Raw genomic sequence first — 23,960 nt, 5'->3', positions numbered from 1 at the left:
GTTAGAGTTTATCTTTCAATTGAATAAAATCTTGTTCAAAGGCGATTTTATTTTTCTGGGCAAATCCTCCGAAATATAACAAGCTCTTTTCCTTATTCCCTTCAACAGTGGCCCACATGCGCTTGTGAGGCATGTAGAAGGATAAACCCAAACCGATGAGCAGGACAACGCAGCCCAGCCAGACGATAGCAACTCCGGGATCCCGACGAATGGTCAACCCTGTATACGGGGCATATCGTTGAAAGGTGATCTGGCCTTCTCCACCAGCAAGCATCTCAGTCTTGCCTAATTCAGCAGCGCCGACGCCAATCTGCTCTTTTCCCCGGTATAGCACGTAGACCATGCGCGGGTTGTTGGGCTGGTCAGACTTCGATTGGAGGCCATATTGAGGGTCAAAATCGGGGACATACTTATAGGCCAAGACGCCTAGATTCGTGCCAGGAACAGGGATGAAGTCACCTTCGTTGATCGTAAAGTCATAACCTTGCGGAATTTCTTTGGAAGTGACTTTCGTGGGGATGTTCGCGCCGTAGAATGCTTGGTAGATCTTAAATCCTCGGATTTCTAGAGGATGGTTAACTTCGATATCTTTAGTCAATAATTCTTGGCCTTTGTCCAAAATCGTCAAACGACTGATCCAAGCTTGAATGGAGCCATCGGGACGATAGACCGTTTTGAAGTCGTCCACTCGAACATCGAAATCTTCATCTACCTTACCCAGACCCTGTACATCTCGGATATGGAAGGTGCTATGTACTTCAGCAGGCATCTGGCCTTCCTGACCGGCATAGATGCCGATGACAGCACCGACGAGGATAACAAGCAAACCAATGTGGGAAATCAGAGATCCCCAAATGCCGAAACGTCCCTTTTCGGCATATAAATATGTTTTACCAGACTCTCGTTCCGTGAAAACACGATAACCCTTTTCTCGGAATACATCCTCTACTTGTTGAACCAGGCTTTCTTCTGAAATCGCTTTTTCAGTTTGAAAGGAATGGGCCATCCGAGAAATTTCCCCGTTAGCAGCCTTAATCCTTGGATTGGAAAAAAGGCGCCATAGCGAAGAAGCCCGGTTTACCGAGCAAATAAACAGATTCATCGCTAAAAGGAACAAGAGTGTTTGGAACCACCAACTGTGGTACATATCAACGAGTCCCAAAGTGCTGTAAAGCGAATAAAGTGAACCATACTCTTGAGGGGAACCATTTTGAGGAATGATCGTTCCAGCGATAGAGGCGACTGCGATGATGAGTAAAAGGAAGAGGCCCAGCTTCATAGAACTAAAAAAGCTCCATGCTTTATCGACAAACCCATCCTTATCGGGTCTTTGTTGATTCAACTGTTCTTCCGGAGACTTTGAAGCCTTTAGGTCTTCATTTGATTGCACCAAGCTTCCTCACTCCTTCAACTTTCAACGCTACCTATTCTAGCATATCCCCTCACAAGGAAAAAGGATTTCCATCACGTTTTAGTACGTTCGTTTTTCAATAAATTCGGCGATAGAGGCTAAAGAATCTCGGGTTGGCACCGGCGGTAAGCGCTTTAACTCGTCTTTTGCTTTCTCAAGGTAGCGACGAGCAATTTTTTGGCTGCGATCGATTGCTCCAGAATTTTTTATAATCTCAATTGCTTGTCGGACTTCTTCTTGGGACTTGTCCCGCTTAGCCACCAACAAACGCAACAGGGGGTCTTTCGTCTCCCACAGGGCTTCCAAGATCGGCAGCGTGATGATACCCTGGCGCAGATCTGAACCGACGGGCTTGCCAAGTTCCGCTTCGTCGGCTGTCAAATCAAGTATGTCATCGGTTACCTGAAAAGCCATGCCAAGATGATGACCGTACATCTTCAGCGCCCGTACGATCGAAGGATCGGCTTTAACAGCCATTGCGCCTAACTGACACGATGCCGAGATGAGAAGCGCTGTTTTTCGCTTGATACGGAACAGATAGTCCCGGAAAGTTTGGTTTACATCAAAGGTGCCTGACATCTGTTGAATCTCACCTTTGCACATCTCCACAGAGACCTTTGCTAACACCTCTGAAATCTTATCATCGTTCAGTTCAGCAATGAGCAACAGGGAACGGGCAAAAAGATGATCGCCTGTATGGATCGAGATGCGGTTTCCCCAACGGGCTTTTACGGTAGGGATTCCCCGCCGTGTCTTCGATTCATCGACCACATCATCATGAACCAAGGAAGCCATGTGGATCATCTCCATGGCTACCGCCAGAGGCAATAGGCGCTCAAGGGAGTAATTATGAAACCTGCCGGCCAGCAAGACAAAGGCCGGCCTCAGTCGTTTTCCTCCGGCATGAAGCAAGTGGCTGGACGCGGCGGTCAACGTCGGCAGCGAAGTATCGGCGTATTTGGCCAGTTCGGCTTCCACTTTGGCCAAGTCGTTTTGAATTTCTTGAAAAAGACGAGACTGCATGAAGTCACCTGCTTCAAAGTTGTGTTGTCATCAGAGGATAATGAATTTTCGTCGAATGAATAAAGACACGCCCATGAGACGTGCCCTTGCCAAAGGTCAGTTGTCCTTTGAAGGAGCATTCCCCTGATCTGGGGAGTCTCCCGATGCTGTTGGTTTTTCTAATTCCTTTTCTTCTGCTTTGCTGGCGCTTGTGGCACTCTTAAATTCATTAATGCTTTTGCCTAAGGCTTTTCCGACGTCTGGAAGTTTTCCAGGTCCAAAAATCAACAGGGCTACGACGAGGATAAGAAGAAGTTCAGGTATGCCGATGGTAGACAAAAAACCAAACATGTTGCTCCTCCCTGAGCGCCCTAGTTGAGAATAGGCCCGATTCTTTCATTAAGATAGCCCTTTTTCTGTGCGATTATGTCCAGCATCAGCGTATCAAACTCATCAAGGACGGCAAGGTTGACAAAAGCTTGTCGACTGTCAACAGTCTTCACGTATCCCTGGCACCGTTGACAAATATGTATCTGCCATCCCGGGTACTCGTCGGTCATTAGATAATCTAAATTGTCCGGCTCCTTATTTCCACAGTGTGGACAGGCCGACCGTTCATATTCCCACATACTCTGGCAGTGAATACATACGAGGTGGCGGCCCTCTTCATCTCCAGACAATCGTGATAAGTCGGAAAGGCGACCACAGATCGGGCAATATGGTCTTCGCCAATGGGTTAAGTCTAGGCGAGAGGCATATTCCCGGGCGAAAGCGATAAGAAATGGTCGAACAGCCTGATTGACCAAGAAGTGGTACAATTCCTGACTCACAGCAGCATCTTGAGCAAGTGAACGAAAATAAACATTTTCATCGATGGCCCCTTTAAATGCTAAGACGGCTAAGTCCACTTGCTTCAGATGAATTTTTATTCGATCGATCTGTTCTTTCAACGAAGGTCGCTGGACTCTTACCGTTGACAGCACCTCGTCAAGTAAATCATAAAATTGGTTTTCAGCGATAGTAAAAGCTACCAGTTCCAATAGTGGTTGTCCCGTTACGACAGCCAATCGAATACTAGCGCAAGGAATGTCCACGGGAGTTATGCTCACGTGCCGGTACCGGTCACGGACTGCCCGAAGTTCCCGGACAAAGGTAACTAAGTCCTCCGGCAAACCGGTCATCAGGTGTTGCAACACCACCGCCACGCTCCTTTTACGATATTATCGCACAATGTGTCAGTGGTGTAAAGAAAGAGAAAGTCAGCGAGTCGTCTGGTGTTTCAAAGGAGTGCCGAGCCTGTCCCGTACATCGGGTACAGTCTACTAAGATTTATATGTTCAAATGTAAAAAAAATGCACGAAATTCGAACAAAATTCAGCTAATAAATCCAGTTTATCTATATACGCCAGAATTTTTGACGTACTTGCTCTGGTCCTGTAATGGGTTTTAGTCAGCCGGTTCCAATTGCTCAAAGTCTTGGCTGGTGGATTTAAACTTGTGCGGCTTCAAAACGCGAAGTCGAAGGACAAGTCCGCAGCTTGCACAGACATCGGCCACGACAGGAGAACCGAAGGAGAAGAAATTGTCGACAGGCATCATACTGGCATACCCTTTGAAGATCCCCTGTCCGATATCGGTCGAACCGCAATCTGGGCATCGGGTGAGATGCTCCATAAACACTCCTCCTAAAAAGGCACCCATCGTCTCTCAAAAGGTTCTTGCAATTTTTGCTGTTATTATTCGCCACTTTGAGAGAGATTCCTTTTGAAGAAAAATTTAGTCCGTATAGGTCTTAAAACCTGTTAATAGGTTGTAGCGGCGTACTCAAAAAGTCGGGAGGTTTACGACATGCAACATTTTACGGTTCCACCCGGTCAACACCAATTGCCGCCGCTCCCCTACCCATATAATGCCCTGGAGCCAGTCATCAGCGAAAGCACCTTGAGGATCCACCATGACAAACACCACAAGTCCTATGTGGACGGCTTGAACCGGGCTGAGTTAAAGCTAGTGGAAGCGAGGCAGAGAAGGGATTTCTCCTTAATCAAACACTGGGAACGGGAACTGGCCTTTCATGGTTCCGGTCATATCCTGCACAGTGTCTATTGGACAATCATGACGTCACCAGGAAGAGGCCTCCAGCCAGGGACGCATACACAAAATCAGATAAATAAGTATTTTGGTAGTTTTGCTGCTTTCGAAGAACAATTGACCCAAGCAACTGTCGATGTGGAAGCTTCAGGCTGGGGCATCCTTGTATGGCAGCCTGCTTGGCGAAGGTTGGAGATCCTGACAGCGGAAAAACATCAAAACTTAACTCAGTGGGGGGCTACCCCTATCCTAGTTATCGATGTCTGGGAGCATGCTTATTACCTCGATTATCAGAATCGCCGTTCCGACTATGTAAAAGCCTTTTGGAATCTGATCAACTGGGCTGAAGTGGAAAACCGTCTTCTCTACGCCATGCAAGGCCAGTTGCCCCTCCTGGCCTCAACCTATTGATAAAGGCCCCCGATAAAATAAACCCGCCTGGTATGATCATAAATCAGGCGGGTTTTTATTGACCTTTATAAGTCAGTTGACTTTTTTTCGGCAGTTCCAATGCCTCTAGAATGATTTCATAGGCATAGCGGCTTAATCCCCAAGCTCGGCATATTTCGTTGTCGGAGTACTTTGTTCGCCACTTCGTTAACAGTTCCCGCTGCCGGAGGTAAGCCATTCGGTCGAATTCATCAAAAGAAACCAATTGGTCGTATAAAGAGTAGACAATCAACGCCCCCGCTTGACGATATTGGCGTTTCTCTTTTGGGGATAGCCGGTCAGAAGGAAAGACCATGCGGCCAACTCGACCCAGCCGGGAAGCACGACCTCGTACACCACTGGCAGCGACCTTCTTCTCTCGTTGATCCCGCTTAAAGATTTTTTCAATGTCCCTTTCCAATGTGGACATGTTGATAACCCCTTTATACGATTGATATTAGTATATATATGCTATATTTACCGTGAATTGTCCCTATTTAACTTCAATTCCGTGAATTTGGGACTATATGCCCATTAGTCCGAATTATACACGGATTTTTAAAATGAAAACACCCTTTTCGCAAAGCACGAAAGGGTGTAAAAATATATGGAATTATATTACACGCATATTCAAGTCTACAAAACGGAAGGTTACCAAATGCTGCATGGTTACTTCCTACTGTCTTAAACCCTGGGGGGAAACTTCACATAAAAGGTCGTCCCTTCACTTCCTGTTTCAAAATTTATCTTCGCCCTATGCCTATCTGCGATGCTGTAACTGACAGCTAATCCCAATCCGGTCCCATTATCTTTGTTGGTCACAAAAGGCGTTCCCAGCTTATCTTGAAGCTCTCGGGCGATTCCCCGGCCTTGATCTTTGACTTCAAGCACAACCAGTCCATCTACGTCGACATATGTCCGAAGGAACAATTTTTTTCGCTCTTCCATCGCATCAAATCCGTTTTTCACTAGGTTAAGAAGCAGTTGAGTAATTTCCTTCTCATCGGCAAGAATCGTCGGAACTTGACCTAGTTTCATTTCAATCTCTTTATTTTCGTTCAAAGCTTGAGCTAGAAGCAACGGAGATAGTTTATCTAAAATCTTGTTTAGGTCTTTTTCTAAGAGATTATCGGACTGCTTTTTCGATAAGGAGAGGAATTCCGTAATAATGGAATTGGCTCGATCCAGTTCAGTGATCATCAATTCAAAATAGGGCTCATCACGGCTGTATTCCTTTTTTCGCTGCATCAACTGGAGAAACCCGCGGACCGTCTGCATGGGATTGCGTACTTCATGACCGATACCGCTGGCCAACTGTCCAATCAAATTTAACCGATCTAAACGTGAAAATTCTTGTTGGAATCGCTTTATTTCTGAGATATCGTTTGTTACCGTCAGAATGTGCTTTTTCCCATTTATAGTTATGATCTCGGTGGATACAAGCCCTGTAAAAATACCGGATTTGACAAAAAAGTTGCATTCCCTGTTTTTCGCTAGGGTTTCTCCGCGCATAAAAGCTTGGATCTCGCTATGTTCTTCCCAGATTCCCAATTCTTCCGGCCTCAGACCCACTACCTCTGTTCTTGAAAAACCAGTCACTCGTTCAAAAGTACGGTTCACATCTACATATCTTCCGCTATCCAGTTCTCTAATCGACATCACACTCGGACTCATAGCAAAAGCTTTGGAAAAGCGTTCTTCCGATAAACGAAGTTCTTTCTCAGCCTTTTTTCGTTTAAGCACCTCCCACATACCGCCTACTAAGACGTTTAGAAAATCGATGTCACAACCGTCATATTCCCCCGTCTTGTTGGCTACGACAACCAGCATGACGATTTTATCCTCTTCAAAGATCGGGACAGATAGAACTTTTTTTAGATTCTCATGCCCCTCGGGTAGAGCTTTCTGAGTGCAATACGCTTTATAGTCGTTGATGATTAGGGCTCTCCGCTCGCGGATCACCTCAGTCCAAATACCGCCGGTTTCAATCGAATGAAACCGCGTTTTGCTTGGAATAGCGCAGGTTTTTGCATCGATAGACCATGAAAAGGTTTGCATCGCCGACTCCGCATCATTGACAAAGCCGATATATCCAATTTCACTACCCGTCAGTCTTAGAGCATCCTTGAGAACGTTTGTACCGATATGTTCAATTTTCTCCTTGCTCATTCGACTAATTTTTAAAAGGGCTTGAAGACAAGCCTCATTTCTACGTATTTTCTGTTCATTGCGTACTCTTTCGGTGATGTCTCGAAAAAATACGGTCAGCCCTTCTTTTGAGGGGTAGGCAGTGATTTCAGACCATCTTCCGCTATGGCGGTTTTGCTCATCAAAGCGAACAACTTCGTTTTTCTGGTAAGCTTTTACGTACTCTGAATAACTCTTTTCATTACATGCATCGGGATATACCTCCCATAAACGTTTTTCGAGCAGCTTCGCCTTGGGCATCGCCCATATTTGTTCCGTCTCTTTGTTTACATAGGTAAACTTCCATTCCCGATCGAGAATATAAAAGCCCTCATTGATACTGTTTAGGATCCGATCCAGTCGTTCATGGGATTGAGCCAGTTCACCTCTAACCTTCTTCGTATCAGTTATGTTTCGCCCCACTAAATAGAGCAGTTTCTTGCTTTTATTCGGCATGGAATTCCATGAAAACCACAGGTATTCACCGGTGGAAGTTCGATAACGATTCTCAAAATTCGTACTGGGAATTCCGGCAAGTAAGAAATGATAGGCGTCTTTGGTTTTTTCAAAATCATTAGGATGGAGCAAGTCAGCAAAATCTTTTATGTTCGAGACTCTTTTTTCTTCCACCCTTAGCAGCCTACTTAAAATTCCGTTGCTTTCTACGACGTTTCCCTCGAAGTCTAAAATCATAAAAACATCCAAGGAAAGGTTGAAAAACTGATTGATGATCTCTTCTTTTTCTTTTCGTACGGTAATATCTCGGGAATAACTGACCACCGCTGTCATGGCTCCTTCGGAAGAGAAGACGGGTTGAAGAATATATTCATAGTATCTCGGGCCGTCGATAGTGAAAAATATCGTCTCATCCATGATGGGTTTCCCACTGTTAAACACTTTCCTCAGATTTTGGTCAAACGTCTCTATAACGGTCTCGGCAAACCCTAATTCTCTCCAGGATTTGCCGATGAAATCGTCTGGATGTAAACCACAGGCTCTCGCACCAGCAATGTTGGCATAGAGAAATTTTCCTTCTACGTTATAGACATATACGTGCTGGGGTGAGTTGTCCACCATCTGCTCGGCGGAGACAAAATCGAATTTGCCCATTTCTTCTATCCCTCAACAATAAAAAGTGTCTGTAAAAGCATTATATTATTAAATAAATGAAGATTCTGTCGATCGCTGTCAACAACGGATGATAATTTTTAAAAAACAAAAAAAGGCCACACTGCAAATTTGTGCAAATGTGGCCTTTTTGCCGTGACCAACCGATTTAGCGGGCGCCCTTTTTGATGAAACCCATAGGTCCACCGATGGGAAGAATGGTACGTCCGAAAAAGTTGTTCAAGAAGATGGCGCCGCAACCATAGAAACCAAGCAAGGAAATTAAGAATTCGGACCAGCCGGCTACCGGATGGAGGTCGACAATCTTAAAAGATGTCAGTGCAAGTGAGAGCAAAAGCACATTGATCAGGATGAGAATCGCCGCAAAGACTTTGTTCGTTTCAAATGCGGCAATCATGATGAAGAGAGAAAAGATAAAGTAACCTAGAAAAGCCCAGCCGAGTTGGACTCCGCTAAAAGCGGCTTGAAACTCCGGTCCGAGCCAGCCGAGGGTGATGGACCAGGACATGGCCACACCAAACCAGAAAAGCCCGTAGGTGGTTAAGACAGTGGCGCCAAAATAGTTGTTCTTTTTGAAGTCAAAGATGCCGGCGATCACTTGCGCGATCGCTCCCAGAAAAACCGCCCAGGGTACAAGGCCGGAAACACCGCTGGTCCAACCAAGTTTCTGTGTTGACGCCACAAAGGTGACCATGGCCAGACCAAAAACACCTAGCGCCGTCGGGTCGGCAACGGTGATTTTTGCTTCAACCTGTTTCAAATCGTTTGCCATCCACTTGCTCCTTTTTTCACAATATCCACGATAGATTGTAAAGGAAAAGCTCGCCGAAGACAATGCTCTTTTTTGGATTTACAGCTGTTTTCGTTTATTTTTTCAAAAAAGAAGGAACACCCCCTACGCCGAAAAGGGTGTTCCTCACCGTTAAATCTGTTTGACAGGCTTTGATACAGCCCGGATTTCTAACATGCCTGTTTGGCTGAACAATTCGATTGTCCGGCCATAATTCCCTCCCGTATCTTCTGCCAACAGTGGAATCCGCAGCTTCATCAACTCCGCTTTGCAAGCTTCCACGTTTCTTGCACCGATGCTCAACGTATCCATCTTTCCTTCAAAGCTGAACATTTGAGCACCGCCTGCCATCTTCGCTTTTAATCGTGACCGGTTCGCCCCCGCCTTGATCAGCATATCGACCAACTCAGGCACACCGGTATTGGCGAACTTGGCCTTTTTAAAATCACCTTTGCGAGCTACCTCTGAGGAGGGAAGCATCACGTGTACCATACCGGCAATCTTATTCGATTCGTCATAGAGTGTGAGGCCGACACAAGATCCGAGCCCCAAGGTGGTGATGGAATCAGGGGCCTTGCAAATGTTGGAGTCGGCGATACCCACTTTAATTACTGCCATACCGATGAACTCCTAAGGCAATAAAAATTTTTTCAAAGGATTCCGGATCGGGCAAGAGAAAAATGTGACCTGACTTGCCCTTTCCACCTTTGTCCATATTTTCGCCCTTGTTTATTTCCTTGTCGACGGCGCTATCGTCTGTTCCACTCTCTTCTTCCGTATGTATTTCTGCGTCAATCATAATCGCCCAATCGCCGCTGCGTCCGATCTCCATCAATCCAAAGCTGAGCATCGCGCCAGCCATATCGACAGCCAGAGATGGCACGCTCGTCTGCAATTCAAAACCGGTAAAATCAGCCAAAGCGGTCAGATAGGAGCCGGCTAAGATATTGCCGATCTCCTGTAGCACCGATAGGGCCATGTCAGAAAACTGACCATCACCGTCCGTGCCGGTCAGATTGTCGACCAATCCCTTGGCATTTTCTTCACCGATGACAAAGAGCATGTTGCCGGAGATATCTCCCTCGATGCGTGAGAAGACCGAAGCCACGATGTTCTCCGCGCCGCCTACATACTCGGTAATTTCATTAAACTGCATAGGTATGACGCGGGATACCTTCATATCCACTTTCTTTTGCAACAGTGTCGATAAGGCCGTCGCTGCATTTCCAGCACCGATGTTGCTGATTTCCCGAAGCACGTCGAGGTGAAAAGCATTCATGTCTTTCAGGTCGTTCATAAAGAACCCCCGTCAAATAATTTGCTCGCTGATGCGTTTATCTTTAATTTTAATATGGTTGACGATCCAATTGAGCAAAAGCTCTTGCAACTCTTCGAGCTTCTCCTGAGTGAGTTCTTTCTTTTGCAAGCTTTTGTTGGCATCATAGACGATGTTGATAAAGGAGGAATGTTCCTCTCGATGGCTCTTAAAGTCATCATAACCGTTTCGGATCATGATCAGTTCTTCGGCACCGAAATGCTGGATCGTATAACCGATCAAGTAATTGATGGTTTCTTCGATTTTCGCCATGTCTTTTGATTCAACAGCTTGGGTAAAGCCTTTTACCCGCTCCACTAACTTCTTATGCTGGTCATCGATGATGCCGATCCCGATAAGCAGATCATCTGTCCATTCCACTTTCATCGGCAGGCCCCTCTCCGCTTTCACGTGTATTTCTGCAATGAAACGATCTATTTCTGATTATATCACAAATTTATCACCATTTAGACGAAAAGACATTCGCTTCCGTTTATAAAAATACCTGCCGGTCACTCTAGGACCGTTAGATATTTAAGCGAATGGATCTTTGAAAAAAACCATCCCTGCATACGGTTGCAAATAAGTAGAAAAAAACCGCTCTCTATAATAAAAGCGGTTTTGACCTTCTAATGCATATCTTGCGTCGCCAGCGACTGTTCTTCCGTTGTTTTTTTCGGCTGAATGAAACGAGCCACCAAAATACTGATCTCATAGAGCAGGTACATAGGGCCAGCCATCAGCGTTTGAGAGACTACGTCAGGCGTCGGTGTGAACACCGCTGCCACCACAAACATGATCAATAAGGCATGTTTACGGTACTTTTTCAGAAAATGATGGTCAATGATACCGATACGAACGAGGAACATGATGACGAGGGGAAGTTGAAAAATAAGACCGAAAGGTAAGATAAACCAAAGGGCAAAGGATAGGTACTCGCTAATGGAGATCATCGGGGTAAAATCACCAAAGGTGATCAAAAAGGTAACGGCGATGGGATAGACCACATAGAAGGCGAAGAGAACACCTGTTAGCAGAAGAAAAACGGAGAAAGGCAGAACGATGTATACCCATTTGCGTTCGTTCGGGTATAAGGCTGGTACGATAAAGGACCAGATCTTCCAGAATATCAGCGGGGAAGCGACGATAAGACCCGCAAAAAATGATATCTTGACGGACGTGAAAAAGCCTTCTGCCGGACGTAAAATGACCGGCTTTATCCCCAGGTCGGTCAAGGGTTTGGTGATGAGAGCGATGAGGTCTTGGTTCCAATAGTAGGTGATCAAGGTCCCAACCAAAGCAAAAGCAAGCGACCAGATGAGCACTCCGCGCAATTCTTCCAGGTGCTCCATCAAAGGCATCGTTTTATCATCCGTCATGCGCCCTGCGCCTCCCTAGAACTCCCGAAGAATGCGATATAAAGTGTCCCGCTGAACCGGTTCTTTTCCCGTCTCTCGGATGCACCGGACGATCTCATCCAGGGGCACCCGGTTTACGACACCGGCAGCCCGGACAACGTTTTCTTCCAGCATGGTGCCCCCAAAATCGTTGGCCCCAAACTGCAACGCTACCTGGGCCATTTTGGCACCTTGGGTCACCCAGGACGCTTGAATGTTAGGAACATTATCCAACATTAACCGGGAAAGGGCAAGGATTTTTACGTATTCGACACCTGTCGAGGCACTCCCTCCCAAGGCCGTGTTGGCCGGTTGAAAGCTCCAAGGGATAAAAGCGGTAAACCCGCCCGTCTCATCTTGGGCTTCCCGGACCCGGATCATGTGCATGATTCGTTCCTCTGGTGTTTCCACTGAACCATACATCATGGTGGCTGTCGTTTTTAACCCTTGCCGGTGAGCCGCCTGCATCACGTCCATCCAGAGGCGCCAGCCGATTTTTCTCGGACTGATGTAATGGCGAACCCGATCATCGAGGATTTCGGCACCGCCGCCAGGGATCGAATCGAGACCAGCCTCATGGAGGCGGGCAATGACTTCGTCTATCGTCAGTCCACTTTTTTCGGCGATATGAGCGATCTCAGGCGGTGAAAAGGAATGGATATGGATAGGGAACCTACCTTTGATGGCTTGTAGGAGGTCTTCGTAATACTCGATGCCCAGTTCAGGGTGAATGCCTCCCTGCATCAAGATCTGCGTACCACCGACAGCGACCGTTTCTTCGATCTTGTGGAAGATCTCTTCCTTCGGCAGCACATATCCTTCCGGATGGCCGGGTGACCGGTAGAAAGCGCAAAAGCGGCAACCGGTCGTACAGATGTTGGTGTAATTGATGTTCCGGTCGATGACAAAGGTCACTCGATTTTCAGGATGCAGACGGGTGCTGATTTCCCGCGCGACGGCCCCTAAGGGAAGCAGTTCCGCCTCATGAAAAAGCACCAAGCCGTCTTCTAAGGTCAACCGCTGACCTTGCAACGCTTTTTGAAGGGCCGACTTCCAATCCGCTGTCATTATTGTCACCTCAGACTTCACCCCATACCTGCAGCTTGACGGGAGCCGGGAGAATCCCCAAGCGAGCCGCTTCGGCAAAATAGGTTTCAGCCGCTTTCCGGTACAAATCATCTAAGTCATAGCGGATCAGGTGGAAATAGTCGTCAAGCACAGGCAGAGGAAGGCTGTAGCGACGAGAGGCTTCGGCGAGTACTTCTTGAGCATGCTTATCGGCCCAGGATCGGGCTTGTCTAAAAGCTTGGGCCACTTGATCGATCTCCCGATCATGGCGCCGGACATAATCATCGCGGATCGCCCAGAGGGCATAGACCATAGGCAATCCGGTCATCTCTTTCCAGACTTGGCCGAGATCGATGACATCTTCGATGGCCAGATGGTTTAAAAGACCTGATTTCGCATCTTCTGCAGCCTGGAGCGCATCGTCTCCGATCAACAGCGCTGCCGGGCATTCCGTCAACATCGGTTCTAGTTCTGGCGCTGCCGATTGTAAGGTGCAATGGATGCCGTAATGTCGTTCCAACAGGATCTGCAGCAGCACCACAGACGTCGCCGACGATGTCGTCACCGCGATAGTCTCGCCGTTGAGTTCCTTGACAGGTTTTCGGGTAAAAAGCAGTATTGAAGCGACGGGACCGTCAGCGCTGATCGACACATCGGGCAGCACCCAACCGGCTTGGGGCTGACGGGCATAGGCGATAGATGAAATCGGAGTGATGTCCAGTTGGCCAGCCATGAACTTTTGATTCAGAAGAGCCGGCACTCCCCGGATCGTTTCGGCTGCCAGCGGGACGGCACCCGATTCGAAAGCATAATAGATCGGCAATACGTTTAAATAATCGACTCGTCCCAACCGCAACATGTTAAAACTCCCTGCGAACAACGTTATAAAGGGTGTCTCGTTCCAGCGGAATCCGACCGGCTGCCCGGATCATAGAAACAAGCTCTTTGCGGGTCATAACCATGCCCGATTCAGCTCCGGCGGCATGGGTGATCTTTTCTTCCACCACAGTTCCATCGATATCATCGACACCGAAGGAGAGAGATACCTGCGATAGTTTTGGGCCGACCATGATCCAGAAGGCTTTGATGTGGTCAAAGTTGTCCAGCATCAACCGGGCGACAGCAAGGCATTTTAAGTCATCATAGCCGGTCGTGCGAGACAATCCCTCCCCTTCCAGTTCCGTATTCTTCGGATGGAAGGCCAATGGGATGAAGGCTTGGAAGCCTCCCGACTTATCCTGTTGTTCCCGAAGCCTGATAAGGTGATCGATTCGCTCCTCAATTGTCTCAATATGACCGTAAAGCATGGTGGCGTTTGTTTTCAGACCTGCTTTGTGAGCTTCGCCGTGAACTTCAAGCCACCGTTTACCGGACATCTTTTTCGGACAAATCTTGTCACGTACGCGAGCACTGAAAATCTCGGCGCCACCTCCCGGTAGAGAGCCGAGACCGGCGTCCTTTAGGATTTCCAAGACTTCCCGAACCGGTTTTCCTGTCTGCTGGGCAAAATAGTCGATTTCGACCGCAGTAAACGCTTGGATATGGGTATCTGGGTTGATTTTTCGAATCTGTTGCAACATCTCCACTTGAAATTCAAAAGGCACATCCGGATGAAGGCCGCCGACAATGTGGATTTCGGAAGGTTTACTCGCCAACGAGCCGCGGACTTTTTCCTCGATCTCTTCGAGCGTCATTAAATAGGCTTGTTCCGTCCCCTTGTCCACGCCGAAGGCGCAGAGTTTGCAGCGGTTTACACAGACGTTCGTGGGGTTGATGTGGCGGTTATTGATAAAGTATACATTGTCGCCGTTTTTGCGTTTACGCACCATATCGGCTAGATAGCCGATCGTCAATAGATCCTGCGATTGGAAAAGACGGATCCCCTCTTCTCGGGAGAGCCGTTCCCCAGCCTGAACTTTGGGAATCAGGTCAGCCAAAGGGCTATGGGTGAAGAGTTCGTCCATGTTGGATTTCCCCCTTATGTTTTTCTTATCGAAAAAAATATTGAACGTTAAAAAATTATGTCTAATAACGTAAAAACAAACATAACCACGGAAATATAGCCGTTCATGGCGAAAAAGGCAGCGTCGAGCTTGCTCAGGTCTGTCGGGGATACGAGAGAATGCTCATAGATGAGGAGCCCAGCCGATACGATGACGCCGATGTAGTACCATAAGCCCATTCCTAAGAGATAGCCTGTTAAGACTAAAAAGACAGCGGCGAGGACATGAAACAGCTTAGAGATGTTCAGGGCCTGGGCGATACCGAAACGGGCCGGAATGGAATTGAGGCCCTGGGAGCGGTCAAAGTCCACATCCTGACAGGCGTAAATGATGTCGAACCCGGCTGACCAGGTTAAGACCGCAAGACCGAGGACGATCACAGGCCAGTCAACAGTGCCATTGATGCCGATCCAAGCACCGATCGGCGCTGCCGCCAGAGACATGCCGAGAACGATATGGCAGGCCCAGGTAAAGCGCTTCGTGTAGGAATAGAGCGTCAAGAGGAATACCGCCAGCGGCGAGAGGTACAAGGCTAATTTGCTAAGCATGGCTGCCGAGAGTAGCAGCAACCCGAAACTGATCGCGATATAGATGGATGCTTCCGACGGTCTGATAATTCCTTTGGCCATAGCCCGATTTGCTGTACGAGGATTTTTGCGGTCGATATGGCGGTCGATCAGCCGGTTTAGCGTCATCGCTGCCGTGCGGGCACCGACCATGGCCATGGTAATCCAGAACAAAGGACCCCAGTCTGGTATCCGCACTTGTGCCAAAAATGCGCCGATATAAGCGAAGGGTAAGGCGAAGATGGTGTGCTCAAACTTGATCATTTCCATGAAGGTGCCTACGCGGCCGATGGCGCCTGTCGATGATTTCGGCAAGGGATTCCCTCCTACGTACTAGCGAGGCCAAATTCCGCCCGGCGCTGGGCCATACCCGCCTCTTGAATATGTGGTTCTCCTAGGGTTACGTGCGGATGTCTCTTTCGCAAGGAGATTGTGACTTATCTCGATGACCATAGCTTCCCCGGTTTCTTTTTTCGGAACGCAAGAAAATCCGGAGAAATCGTCCCTGGAAACTATCAGGACGACTCTCCGGTATGGAATGGGGATATCGGATTGGCAGGTTTGTACCCTACGTGAATGGCGGCAGCACCGCCAAAAAGGTTGTAGTACCGTACATTGATGAGTCCGATATCTCGAAAAACCTGAGCCAGTTCTTCTTGGGACAAAAAGGCTTGCGTCGAACGAGCCAACCAAGCATAAGGTCCTTGCCGCCCTGCTGCCATCTTGTCCAACATTGGGATAAAGTGGTCCACATAGAGACCATGGAGGATACGAAGTCCCGTTGATACCGGTTTGCTCGTTTCCAAACAGACAACCGTGCCGCCGGGGCGAATGACCCGAGTCATCTCACGCAGAGCCTGACGGTAATCGGGAACATTGCGTAGTCCGAAACCGACGGTCGCCGCGTCAAAACGATTGTCCTCGAAGGGAAGTTCCATGGCATTTCCCTGGATGAACTCAATTTGAGGCTCTAACAAGCGTTGTCGCTGTTTTTCCCGGGCCACTTCCAGCATGTCCTGATTAAAATCCAAGGCGACCACATGTCCTCTACGACCTACCCGTTCAGCCAGTGCTTGAGCTAGTTCACCGGTTCCACAGCAAACATCTAAGGCTGTACCCCCGACGCCGACCGCCGAGTAATAGGCTGTTTTTCTGCGCCAACGGCGATCTGAATTGAACGTAAACACTTGATTGATCAGGTCATAACGGGAAGCGATCGTGGAAAAGGTTGATTGTATATATCGTTCCTTCTCCTCTGCGGAACGGAACTCATCAGGCATCTTGATGATAGCACCACCTTCTCTTCCGTTATTTTATCCGAGATTCCTTATTTATTCAATCATTTGACCTGTTCTTGCCAACATCCTGTCATCCACATCTATCCACAAGCGACTTGGACATACTAACCAAGGAGGTGATAAACATGCCTGACACACCCTATATCCCAGGGAAACAACAACCGCGCCGTGGCGATGACGGGACTACCGATTTTGTTCACGGCGGGGACGTAGAGTCCGGTCGAAATGTTGACGCCTCCGAGTTTACCACGACAGCGGCCCCGCCAAAATTAAACTCATAGTGATAAAGGAGAGGGAAACTTGTCAGACGATAAAAAGAAAACCACGTCCGTCAATCCGAAGTCTATAGGCACCGAGACCAAGACGGACAAACACTCCACGACTACTGATACCGCTGCAAAAGTTCGCAGCTAATCCAGGCTAACTAAGAAAATTTCTGTTTAGACAGGAAGCTACTCCGGCAAGGGGTAGCTTTTTCGTCATAAGGCAGCAATTAAAATAGCCGCCCAGACAAATCAGCGATTGTCACAGGGCGGCTCACGAAGCCGGCATTTTCATATTGGATTATCATACGACGACAGCCCGGGGACTCGGAGCGATCCCTATCGATTTCACATCGATCGACAAATTGAAGGATTCGTTCCGGTTCTTCCCGTATAGTTGGGTCAACATTACTTTACATGCTTCAGACATGGCACCTTGGGGAAGCTGTTCTAGGGCGTCCAGGGCTTCCTCCATCCACACCTTCATCTGTTCTGCAGAAGCAGGTACCATGCGGCTTCCCGTCAACATGCCGACAGCTCGTCCCAACTGTTCCAAAGCCATCAATTGAGACGTAGAAGCGCCGCAAAGCTCCCCGGCAATACGGCAGGCTATCGAGGGCAGGCTGGCGAATTCCAGTTCGCGAGTCTCCAGGATATGCTCTTCCGTAGCAAAACCGGTTTCGACAAATTCCTTTCGGATCACACCGCCTTCATGAATTTGGCAGATCGTGCGGGACAAGGGAGTCAAATATGCCAACAAGCCTCCTTGACTGAGAAGGCTGAATACATGGGCATAGAAAAGGTCCCCTACCAGTACCGAGAAGGGAATCGTAGTTTTCTCCAGCGATAATTGGTTTTTTCCTTCATCCGGTATCAAACGGTGAATATCCGTAGCCGCTTGGATAAACTGGACGATACCCGCCAGATAGTTTACTTGTCGATTTGTTCCCCCGAGCATACGGGCTGTAAGCAGTACCAGGATGGCCGGAAACATTTTATGCACGTTATAAGTCCCCCAACCTACATAGCGTAGGTGCTGTTTGGACGTAAGCGGCATTTTCTCTTCTAAAAGTGCCCGAACTCGACAGAGTTCAGGTAAGATAGATTCCCACATTCTCCAGGACATCATGAAAACACCCCTTTCCGGCCGGCAGCGTTATTATAATTCTAGCACACCTCTCAAATTCCTGCTCTAGTGAATGTCTGGGTATAAAAAAAAAAGAAAGCCTAATATTTTCTTAAGCTTTGTAAGGCTTTCGTCGATGCTTTTTTCCACGATAAAAGGGATTTGGTGTAAAAATAAAAAACTCTATCGAAGATTTTCCGTTAATATCGTCGTTTCTGGGAACTGCCGGATTCCACTTTTTCCTTAATCGCAGCCAACATGGCCTGGCTGTTTTCCCGGACTTTCTTCTTGAGCACTGGATGGAGAAGGGGTGCCAGCATCGGCATGCCCAAATCAAAATCGACGGTGAGCACTGCTTGACATCCACCTCTTTCGCAGCGGAAGTACCATTCCCCTTCAAAGCGTTTCACATCTCCGGCGATCTGTCGATAGCGGATCTTCCCTTCCGTCGGATAGAATTCGTCCCGCTCCTTCCAGCAAAAAGACTTTCCATCCACTTCGGTCACCCAATCGGTCACCGTGTATCCGTCGCCTTGCTCGATCACTTTGACGGAGCGCACATCCTCCATAAACCGGGGATAGTCTTCCATCCGGCTCGCTAGCTCAAATACTTCTTCCGGGCTGCCATCGATCCAAAGGCTCACTTCCACCAAAGGCATGGCTCCCCCTCCTCTGCTTCAAGGACTCCACAGGACGCCCACAAATCTAAAATAGTCGAACCACTAACCTTATCCGCTATGTAATCGGCTATAAAGCTCATCCGTGTTTACAGTTCTTCAATGATCTCATTCGCCTCGGCAACGGCAGCTTCCAATACATCAAGTACCCGATCGATATCTTCATCGGCCACATTCAAGGGCGGTTCCAGGCGGACCACCCGGGGATTGTTTAAGGTATAGCCGACGATGATCTGATTTTCCACCATACGGCCGATCACTACCCCTCCGACGCCCTCCTTCACAAATTCAATGCCGATGAGCAGGCCTCGCCCACGGACATCAGCGATAACCCGGGGGTACCTTTCGGCCAGTTTTTGCAGACGCTGCATGATCCGAAGACCTTTTTCCCGAGCCTGCTCGGCCAAATTCTCTTCCATCATCACTTCGATCGCCGCGATCGCCGCGGCGCAAGCCAAGGGACTGCCTCCGAATGTACTTGTATGGATCCAGGGGTTCTCCAGCATGGGTTGCCAAACAGAGGGCCGGCTAAGGATTGCACCGATGGGCATGATACCTCCACCGAGGGCTTTTGCCAGGCAAAGAATATCTGGAACAACCTCTTCCTCCTGACAGGCAAACCATTTTCCCGTTCGACCCATGCCAGTTTGTACTTCATCTAAGATCAAGAGTACGCCGTAATCGTCGCAGATTTCTCTCACTTCGCTCAGGTAGCCTGCCGGTGGTACTACAACGCCCCCTTCGCCTTGCAGCGGCTCGAGAATAAAGGCAGCCACATCTCGGTCCTCTTCCAGAATATGTACTAAGGCCGTCACTTCTCCGTAAGGGATATGTTTTACTCGCGGTAAAAGAGGTTCAAAAGGTTCCCGAAAGGGTTCCCGTCCCGATACGCTCAAGGCACCTAATGTTTTACCGTGAAAACCGTTTATCGTCCCGACGAGCCCGCTTTTCCCCGTCGCCAACCGGGCTAGTTTGATGGCGGCTTCCACCGCCTCGGTGCCAGAGTTACAGAAAAAACAGTACTGCAGATCACCCGGCGTCAGCTGGGCCAGCATCTGGGCGAGTCGTGCCGTCGGTTCATCGAGCAGGTACCGTGAAGTCTGCCCCATTACACCCAGTTGGGAGATGACGGCGTCGACGACCCGGCGATGGCGGTGACCTAAACTGACCGTTCCGAAGTTGCCCAGAAAGTCGAGGAAGGTTCGCCCTTGATCATCCACCACATAGGATCCTTCCGCTTTGATGGCCGTCGAGGCCATCCCCATCAGACGATACAAACGAGCTACAGACGGATTGATGTGCTCTTCGTATAACTCGACCACAGACTTCATCGATCACTCCACCTCACAAGCCCCTTTATTTTACTGAATTAAAATGGCATTCACAAGGAGAGAAAGGTCGAATGAAAAGAGCCTGGTTTCCCCGTAAAGGGTTCCAGGCTCTCGGCTCAGTAGGCTTATTGCATTTGCATTTGCATGCCGCCCTGAGGGGCTTGATAGGTGTTGACCATCGTTTGGGTGGTGTTGTCTGCCAGGGTGGGTACTTGGTACATACCCCGCTGGTTCATATATTGGAACACTTCGTAGGCTTGGTTGATGCTCGACTGGCTGCAGCTGACCATCATATTGCGCAGGGTAGGATCGGCGCATTCCAAGGCAGCTTGCGTGCACATAATGGCACTGGATTTGGCGCAACCAAGCATACAGGAAGCCACGTCGCGATCATCCATTTGGTTCATCGACGTGTTCGGCATTTGCGGCGAAGGATTACGCAGGCCATAAGCGGGGCTTCCACTGCGAGGCGCCCGGTAGGGAACGGCATGGGCTGTACCACGGTTGTGCATGAAGTTCACGATGTTCTGATAGCCGCTTTGCATATGCTGTAGTTGATTGTCGAGGATGTTAGCCAGTTGCGAATCTTTTACATGTTGACGATACAATTCAAAATTGTTGATCGTATCGATCGTATGAGTCAGTACCTCATGAACCATCAAAATCTCATGGGCACCTTGCTTTTGATTTTGGTTTTGTCCGCCTGTTCTCATTGCAGTCGCCATCGTGTTCATTCCTCCCATACCCATCGCACCAGCCTGCCCGCCAAAATTACGACCATACGGGGTCAGCGGAGAGCCGTACATCGATTGATTTTGTCCTCCAAAATTCTGCATTTGCGGCATTTTTGCATTACCTCCTCTGGGATTCCCGAATATAAGAATCCCCCGAGCGTTGTGAAGTCATGCAAAATACTTAGTCCTATTCAAAACATTTTTCGCTGTCCCCTTTCTCTGGAAGAACCTCAGGTTTGTCCTCATACTCTTCCGGGGAGCCGTCGGACGATGATTCAATGGGATGGTTTTGCGATGAATCTGTTGTGGTGCTTGCCGGCGCTACCTCTTCGTTCGTCGATTTTCGATCCCGGCGCTTTTGCCGCCATTCCCGCCATTGATCGCGAAACCGTGGATACCAGAGACGGGTTACCGCGCCGAAGCCCATCAAACCCGAAAGGAATAAAATGAACCAACCGATTAGGGGGACCCAACCCAGGTGGGCCAGCAAGAAGGCGCCGATCAGCACTTCTCCTAAAACGCCCAGCCCCTGCCAAGGGCCAAGGTGTTGAGATACCTTGCGTCCGATGACGAGCGACGCTGCCGTCCATCCGACGATCGCCGCGGCCACAGCCGATAGAGTCAAGCCGATGGCGATAGGAATGCCGAGAATGGTGATGCCTGTAAGAAATACAAGCGGGCCCAAGGCGATAACCGTTAAAAAGCCAATCCAGAGGTTACGAAGGGGCTGCACGAGTATGGAGTCTGCCGCTTGTTCCGTATCCCGGAAAAGAAAGCTGTAGCTGATAAAGGATAACGCCAGCAGACCGATGAGCACAGGGATCCAAAAAAGTATTCCGTAAGCCAAGCCCCCACGTTCTTGTACAACGACAGATGAACTCGGATTGTTGTTTCGTACAGGCGGTGTCGGTGCACTATTGTGCTCAGGCTCAAACTTGTCTTTTTTCTGGCTTTGATCAGTGATGATACGTATACCACGACCGTCTGCACCGGAGATGGTTCCTGATACTTGGGCGCCCGGTTCCATGACGATGTGATCAGAACTGATTTGGATATTCCCTTTGACGACCGCTGTAGAACGTAGGACGATATTTTTCGCGGTCACATCACCGACTGTGCCGGCCAGATCGGCTTTCCCATCAGCTACGACAGTACCCGCGATTTGGGTACCTTCAGCAGCGGTTATGTTAAAAGCTTTTACGGCACCGCCGATTGCCGCCGAATCTTTCGACGAGAAGTCACGGTAGTTACCTGAATTCCTTTCTTGATCATTCTCTTGATAGAGTCGGACTTCTCTCGCAGTAACATTTGAACGGACATGCCCTCCCGTGATGATCACGTTGTAATCGGCATTTACATTTCCAGCGACGATACCGCGTTCTTCCACCCGAATTTCCTTAGCTGTTACATCACCGAGAACCTGCCCTCCTTGAACGATGACACGGGATCCCGCTTCCTCGATGCTAGCCCGTTGTTCGCCTGAGCGAACATAAACAGTATTTATGCCTCGGGGATCCCTTTCCGCCGGTCGGGGTTCTACTCCCATCGAGTACTCGTCATAAAAAGGGGTGCTATTGATATGACTCTTCGAATGCATAAAAAACAATCCTGTTCCGGCTGCGCCGACACCTATCAAAAGCACCGTCAGGAGAAACCATTTTAATATAGCGCCTACACGTTTCATCTCAATACACTTCCTTACATTCCTAATGCACTTTAGTGTTGTGGTTCAGTAAATCAATCGGTGATCTGACGCCGCCAGAGCCAGGTAGCTATAAGACTCCAGGCGGCCATGCCTGTCCAAAGCCATGTCTGCTTGGGTATAGTGAACAGATAGAAGTCAGACAGACGTTGAACGGTATTTCGAACGCTGCTACCATGTCTGACGATGGCCTCGGTCAGGCGGAGTTTGCTTTCCACAAAATAAGTGACTACAAAACCTTCTGGATTCTGGACAAAGTGGTTTATAGCCGGATGGTGCTCAAACCAATTCAAGGCTGTTTGAGGCCAGAAAAACCCGATCAGGAAAGCAGCGATCACAACGAGTCCGGCCCACCCTGCGGCGATCACCCCTTGACGCTGCAACAGGTCTATCCAGGACAGGTCTGGTTCTTCCTTCACTGCCGAAACTTGCTGAGCCGGTTGTTCCGTCCCTGAGATAATCGATTCCGACTCTAGCGAAGCCCAAATAGAATCGAATAACCCTTCCGGAGGTTCCTCCAGCACCATGGCTTCTTGCAAAAAAAGATCAAACTCTTTTAGTTCGGCAAGTACCTTTTCGCATTCAGGACAATCTTGCAGATGGCTCTGTACAAAATCCCGGTCAGGGCAACTTAACTGCCCATCAGCATAAGCGGACAGCATCCATCGAATTTTTTCGCAGCGGCTCAAGGCAGAGGACCTCCTTTCTCAGACAAATCTCGTAGGGACTCTCTGAGCATAACTTTCGCTCGATACAATCGCGTTTCCACTGTCTTTTTCGGTAAATTCAAAACATCGGCAATTTCTGAATAGGTCAAATCATCAAGGTGATAGAGGGCCACGACCGTTCGGTAATGTTCAGGCAGCGCTGCAATCGCTTCCCGAACCTTCTCCCCCGTCTCTTTGCGGATGAGTTCCCCTTCAGGCCCATCGCCCCGCCAAGGGATCGCCCCTTCAGAATGAACCTCTGCATGCGGTTCGAGCGGCACTGTCGCCCATTTCCGTTTTCGCATCCTGTCGATACAGTGGTTAGTAGCCAACCGGTAGGCCCAGGTGGAGAATTTAGAGTGACCTCGGAACTGGGGTATGGCCCTGCAGATAAGGATCAGAGACTCTTGCGCTGCGTCCCTGGCATCTTCCCGGTGTTGCAACAAGCGAAGGCACAGGTTATACACCGGTTTCTGAATCGTTGCTAGTAGCGTAGACAGCGCTTCTTTGTCTCCCGACTTGCAGCGTTCAATGAAAGCCTCGTTCAACAGGTCATCCATGACCGGTGGCATCCCTCCCCTCGCATCGAATTGCTATCGGTTCTTGATCTTGGCTTCTGTAAGATTAGACGAAGGGGCCCTTCGAAACCCTTCAAGAATACATAAAAAAGTCCTTCCCCAATATTTTCATCAGGGAAGGACTTATCAAACAAACCGATTCTATTTTCGGAGTCCT

Annotated in this window: 26 protein-coding genes; 2 read left to right on the top strand and 24 right to left on the bottom strand. The window is 48.7% G+C overall.

What is annotated here, in order from left to right; all coding sequences use genetic code 11:
• Window position 1 precedes the first annotated feature (1 nt).
• From resB to H1S01_RS01405, 5 genes are all read right to left on the bottom strand, one after another.
• Window positions 2–1,390, bottom strand: coding sequence for a cytochrome c biogenesis protein ResB (gene resB, locus H1S01_RS01425; RefSeq protein ID WP_341479019.1), 1,389 nt, complete (start codon window positions 1,388–1,390; stop codon window positions 2–4).
• Window positions 1,391–1,471: 81 nt separating this feature from the next.
• Window positions 1,472–2,434: a polyprenyl synthetase family protein gene (locus H1S01_RS01420; RefSeq protein ID WP_188038335.1), complete on the bottom strand. Its 963-nt coding sequence runs from the start codon at window positions 2,432–2,434 to the stop codon at window positions 1,472–1,474.
• A 96-nt stretch (window positions 2,435–2,530) separates the two neighbouring features.
• Complete coding sequence (gene tatA, locus H1S01_RS01415; protein WP_188038334.1) at window positions 2,531–2,764, bottom strand: twin-arginine translocase TatA/TatE family subunit; 234 nt, start codon at window positions 2,762–2,764, stop codon at window positions 2,531–2,533.
• A 20-nt stretch (window positions 2,765–2,784) separates the two neighbouring features.
• Window positions 2,785–3,612, bottom strand: coding sequence for a formate dehydrogenase accessory protein FdhE domain-containing protein (locus tag H1S01_RS01410; protein ID WP_188038333.1), 828 nt, complete (start codon window positions 3,610–3,612; stop codon window positions 2,785–2,787).
• Window positions 3,613–3,859: 247 nt separating this feature from the next.
• Window positions 3,860–4,087, bottom strand: coding sequence for a transcription initiation factor TFIIIB (locus H1S01_RS01405; RefSeq protein WP_188038332.1), 228 nt, complete (start codon window positions 4,085–4,087; stop codon window positions 3,860–3,862).
• Window positions 4,088–4,261: 174 nt separating this feature from the next.
• Here H1S01_RS01405 and H1S01_RS01400 point away from each other — a divergent pair, with 174 nt between their 5' ends.
• Entirely contained in the window at window positions 4,262–4,915 is a 654-nt protein-coding gene (locus tag H1S01_RS01400; protein WP_188038331.1) for a superoxide dismutase, read from the top strand.
• 55 nt (window positions 4,916–4,970) lie between these two features.
• Here H1S01_RS01400 and H1S01_RS01395 read toward each other — a convergent pair whose 3' ends face one another.
• The 12 genes from H1S01_RS01395 to H1S01_RS01340 all read right to left on the bottom strand — a co-directional run bounded on the left by H1S01_RS01395 (window position 4,971) and on the right by H1S01_RS01340 (window position 16,667).
• Window positions 4,971–5,363, bottom strand: coding sequence for a hypothetical protein (locus tag H1S01_RS01395; protein ID WP_188038330.1), 393 nt, complete (start codon window positions 5,361–5,363; stop codon window positions 4,971–4,973).
• Window positions 5,364–5,617: 254 nt separating this feature from the next.
• On the bottom strand, window positions 5,618–8,230 hold the full coding sequence (locus tag H1S01_RS01390; RefSeq protein ID WP_188038329.1) for a PAS domain S-box protein: 2,613 nt from the start codon (window positions 8,228–8,230) through the stop codon (window positions 5,618–5,620).
• 166 nt (window positions 8,231–8,396) lie between these two features.
• Entirely contained in the window at window positions 8,397–9,020 is a 624-nt protein-coding gene (locus tag H1S01_RS01385) for an acetate uptake transporter (RefSeq protein WP_188038328.1), read from the bottom strand.
• Between the two features lie 150 nt (window positions 9,021–9,170).
• Entirely contained in the window at window positions 9,171–9,656 is a 486-nt protein-coding gene (locus H1S01_RS01380; RefSeq protein WP_188038327.1) for a chemotaxis protein CheD, read from the bottom strand.
• Window positions 9,643–10,335 carry a chemotaxis protein CheC gene (locus tag H1S01_RS01375; RefSeq protein WP_188038326.1) on the bottom strand — a complete coding sequence of 231 codons (693 nt, stop codon included), beginning with the start codon at window positions 10,333–10,335 and terminating at the stop codon, window positions 9,643–9,645. The genes H1S01_RS01380 and H1S01_RS01375 overlap by 14 nt, the downstream gene beginning before the upstream one ends.
• Before the next feature lie 12 nt (window positions 10,336–10,347).
• Window positions 10,348–10,740 carry a bacteriohemerythrin gene (locus H1S01_RS01370; RefSeq protein WP_188038325.1) on the bottom strand — a complete coding sequence of 131 codons (393 nt, stop codon included), beginning with the start codon at window positions 10,738–10,740 and terminating at the stop codon, window positions 10,348–10,350.
• Window positions 10,741–10,982: 242 nt separating this feature from the next.
• Window positions 10,983–11,732, bottom strand: a complete 750-nt coding sequence (tatC, locus tag H1S01_RS01365; RefSeq protein WP_188038324.1) for a twin-arginine translocase subunit TatC — start codon at window positions 11,730–11,732, stop codon at window positions 10,983–10,985.
• A gap of 15 nt (window positions 11,733–11,747) precedes the next feature.
• Window positions 11,748–12,818 carry a cyclic dehypoxanthinyl futalosine synthase gene (mqnC, locus tag H1S01_RS01360; RefSeq protein ID WP_188038601.1) on the bottom strand — a complete coding sequence of 357 codons (1,071 nt, stop codon included), beginning with the start codon at window positions 12,816–12,818 and terminating at the stop codon, window positions 11,748–11,750.
• Between the two features lie 10 nt (window positions 12,819–12,828).
• A complete protein-coding gene (locus H1S01_RS01355) occupies window positions 12,829–13,677 on the bottom strand; it encodes a menaquinone biosynthetic enzyme MqnA/MqnD family protein (RefSeq protein WP_188038323.1) in 849 nt (282 codons plus the stop codon).
• A 1-nt stretch (window position 13,678) separates the two neighbouring features.
• Window positions 13,679–14,782: an aminofutalosine synthase MqnE gene (mqnE, locus tag H1S01_RS01350; protein ID WP_188038322.1), complete on the bottom strand. Its 1,104-nt coding sequence runs from the start codon at window positions 14,780–14,782 to the stop codon at window positions 13,679–13,681.
• A gap of 47 nt (window positions 14,783–14,829) precedes the next feature.
• Window positions 14,830–15,702 (bottom strand): UbiA-like polyprenyltransferase, encoded by an 873-nt coding sequence (locus H1S01_RS01345; protein ID WP_341479005.1) that lies wholly within the window; start codon window positions 15,700–15,702, stop codon window positions 14,830–14,832.
• Window positions 15,703–15,902: 200 nt separating this feature from the next.
• Window positions 15,903–16,667: a demethylmenaquinone methyltransferase gene (locus H1S01_RS01340; RefSeq protein ID WP_188038321.1), complete on the bottom strand. Its 765-nt coding sequence runs from the start codon at window positions 16,665–16,667 to the stop codon at window positions 15,903–15,905.
• Between the two features lie 143 nt (window positions 16,668–16,810).
• Here H1S01_RS01340 and H1S01_RS01335 point away from each other — a divergent pair, with 143 nt between their 5' ends.
• Window positions 16,811–16,966, top strand: coding sequence for a hypothetical protein (locus tag H1S01_RS01335; protein WP_188038320.1), 156 nt, complete (start codon window positions 16,811–16,813; stop codon window positions 16,964–16,966).
• A gap of 286 nt (window positions 16,967–17,252) precedes the next feature.
• Here the strand turns inward: H1S01_RS01335 and H1S01_RS01330 are convergent, their stop codons facing one another.
• From H1S01_RS01330 to H1S01_RS01300, 7 genes are all read right to left on the bottom strand, one after another.
• Entirely contained in the window at window positions 17,253–17,942 is a 690-nt protein-coding gene (locus H1S01_RS01330) for a polyprenyl synthetase family protein (protein WP_243236907.1), read from the bottom strand.
• Window positions 17,943–18,274: 332 nt separating this feature from the next.
• Entirely contained in the window at window positions 18,275–18,733 is a 459-nt protein-coding gene (locus H1S01_RS01325; RefSeq protein WP_188038318.1) for a type II toxin-antitoxin system RatA family toxin, read from the bottom strand.
• A 107-nt stretch (window positions 18,734–18,840) separates the two neighbouring features.
• A complete protein-coding gene (locus H1S01_RS01320; protein ID WP_188038317.1) occupies window positions 18,841–20,082 on the bottom strand; it encodes an aspartate aminotransferase family protein in 1,242 nt (413 codons plus the stop codon).
• 125 nt (window positions 20,083–20,207) lie between these two features.
• Entirely contained in the window at window positions 20,208–20,927 is a 720-nt protein-coding gene (locus H1S01_RS01315) for a spore coat protein (RefSeq protein ID WP_243236873.1), read from the bottom strand.
• Between the two features lie 76 nt (window positions 20,928–21,003).
• A complete protein-coding gene (locus H1S01_RS01310; RefSeq protein ID WP_188038316.1) occupies window positions 21,004–22,500 on the bottom strand; it encodes a polymer-forming cytoskeletal protein in 1,497 nt (498 codons plus the stop codon).
• Window positions 22,501–22,553: 53 nt separating this feature from the next.
• A complete protein-coding gene (locus tag H1S01_RS01305) occupies window positions 22,554–23,207 on the bottom strand; it encodes a zf-HC2 domain-containing protein (RefSeq protein ID WP_188038315.1) in 654 nt (217 codons plus the stop codon).
• Complete coding sequence (locus H1S01_RS01300) at window positions 23,204–23,785, bottom strand: RNA polymerase sigma factor (RefSeq protein ID WP_188038314.1); 582 nt, start codon at window positions 23,783–23,785, stop codon at window positions 23,204–23,206. The genes H1S01_RS01305 and H1S01_RS01300 overlap by 4 nt, the downstream gene beginning before the upstream one ends.
• Window positions 23,786–23,960: the final 175 nt, after the last annotated feature.

The sequence above is a fragment of the Heliobacterium chlorum genome, from assembly GCF_014502795.1.
Lineage (GTDB): Bacteria > Bacillota > Desulfitobacteriia > Heliobacteriales > Heliobacteriaceae > Heliobacterium > Heliobacterium chlorum.
The sequence above is the reverse complement of the archived record's forward strand: the minus strand, read 5'-3'. Positions and strand labels throughout refer to the sequence as shown.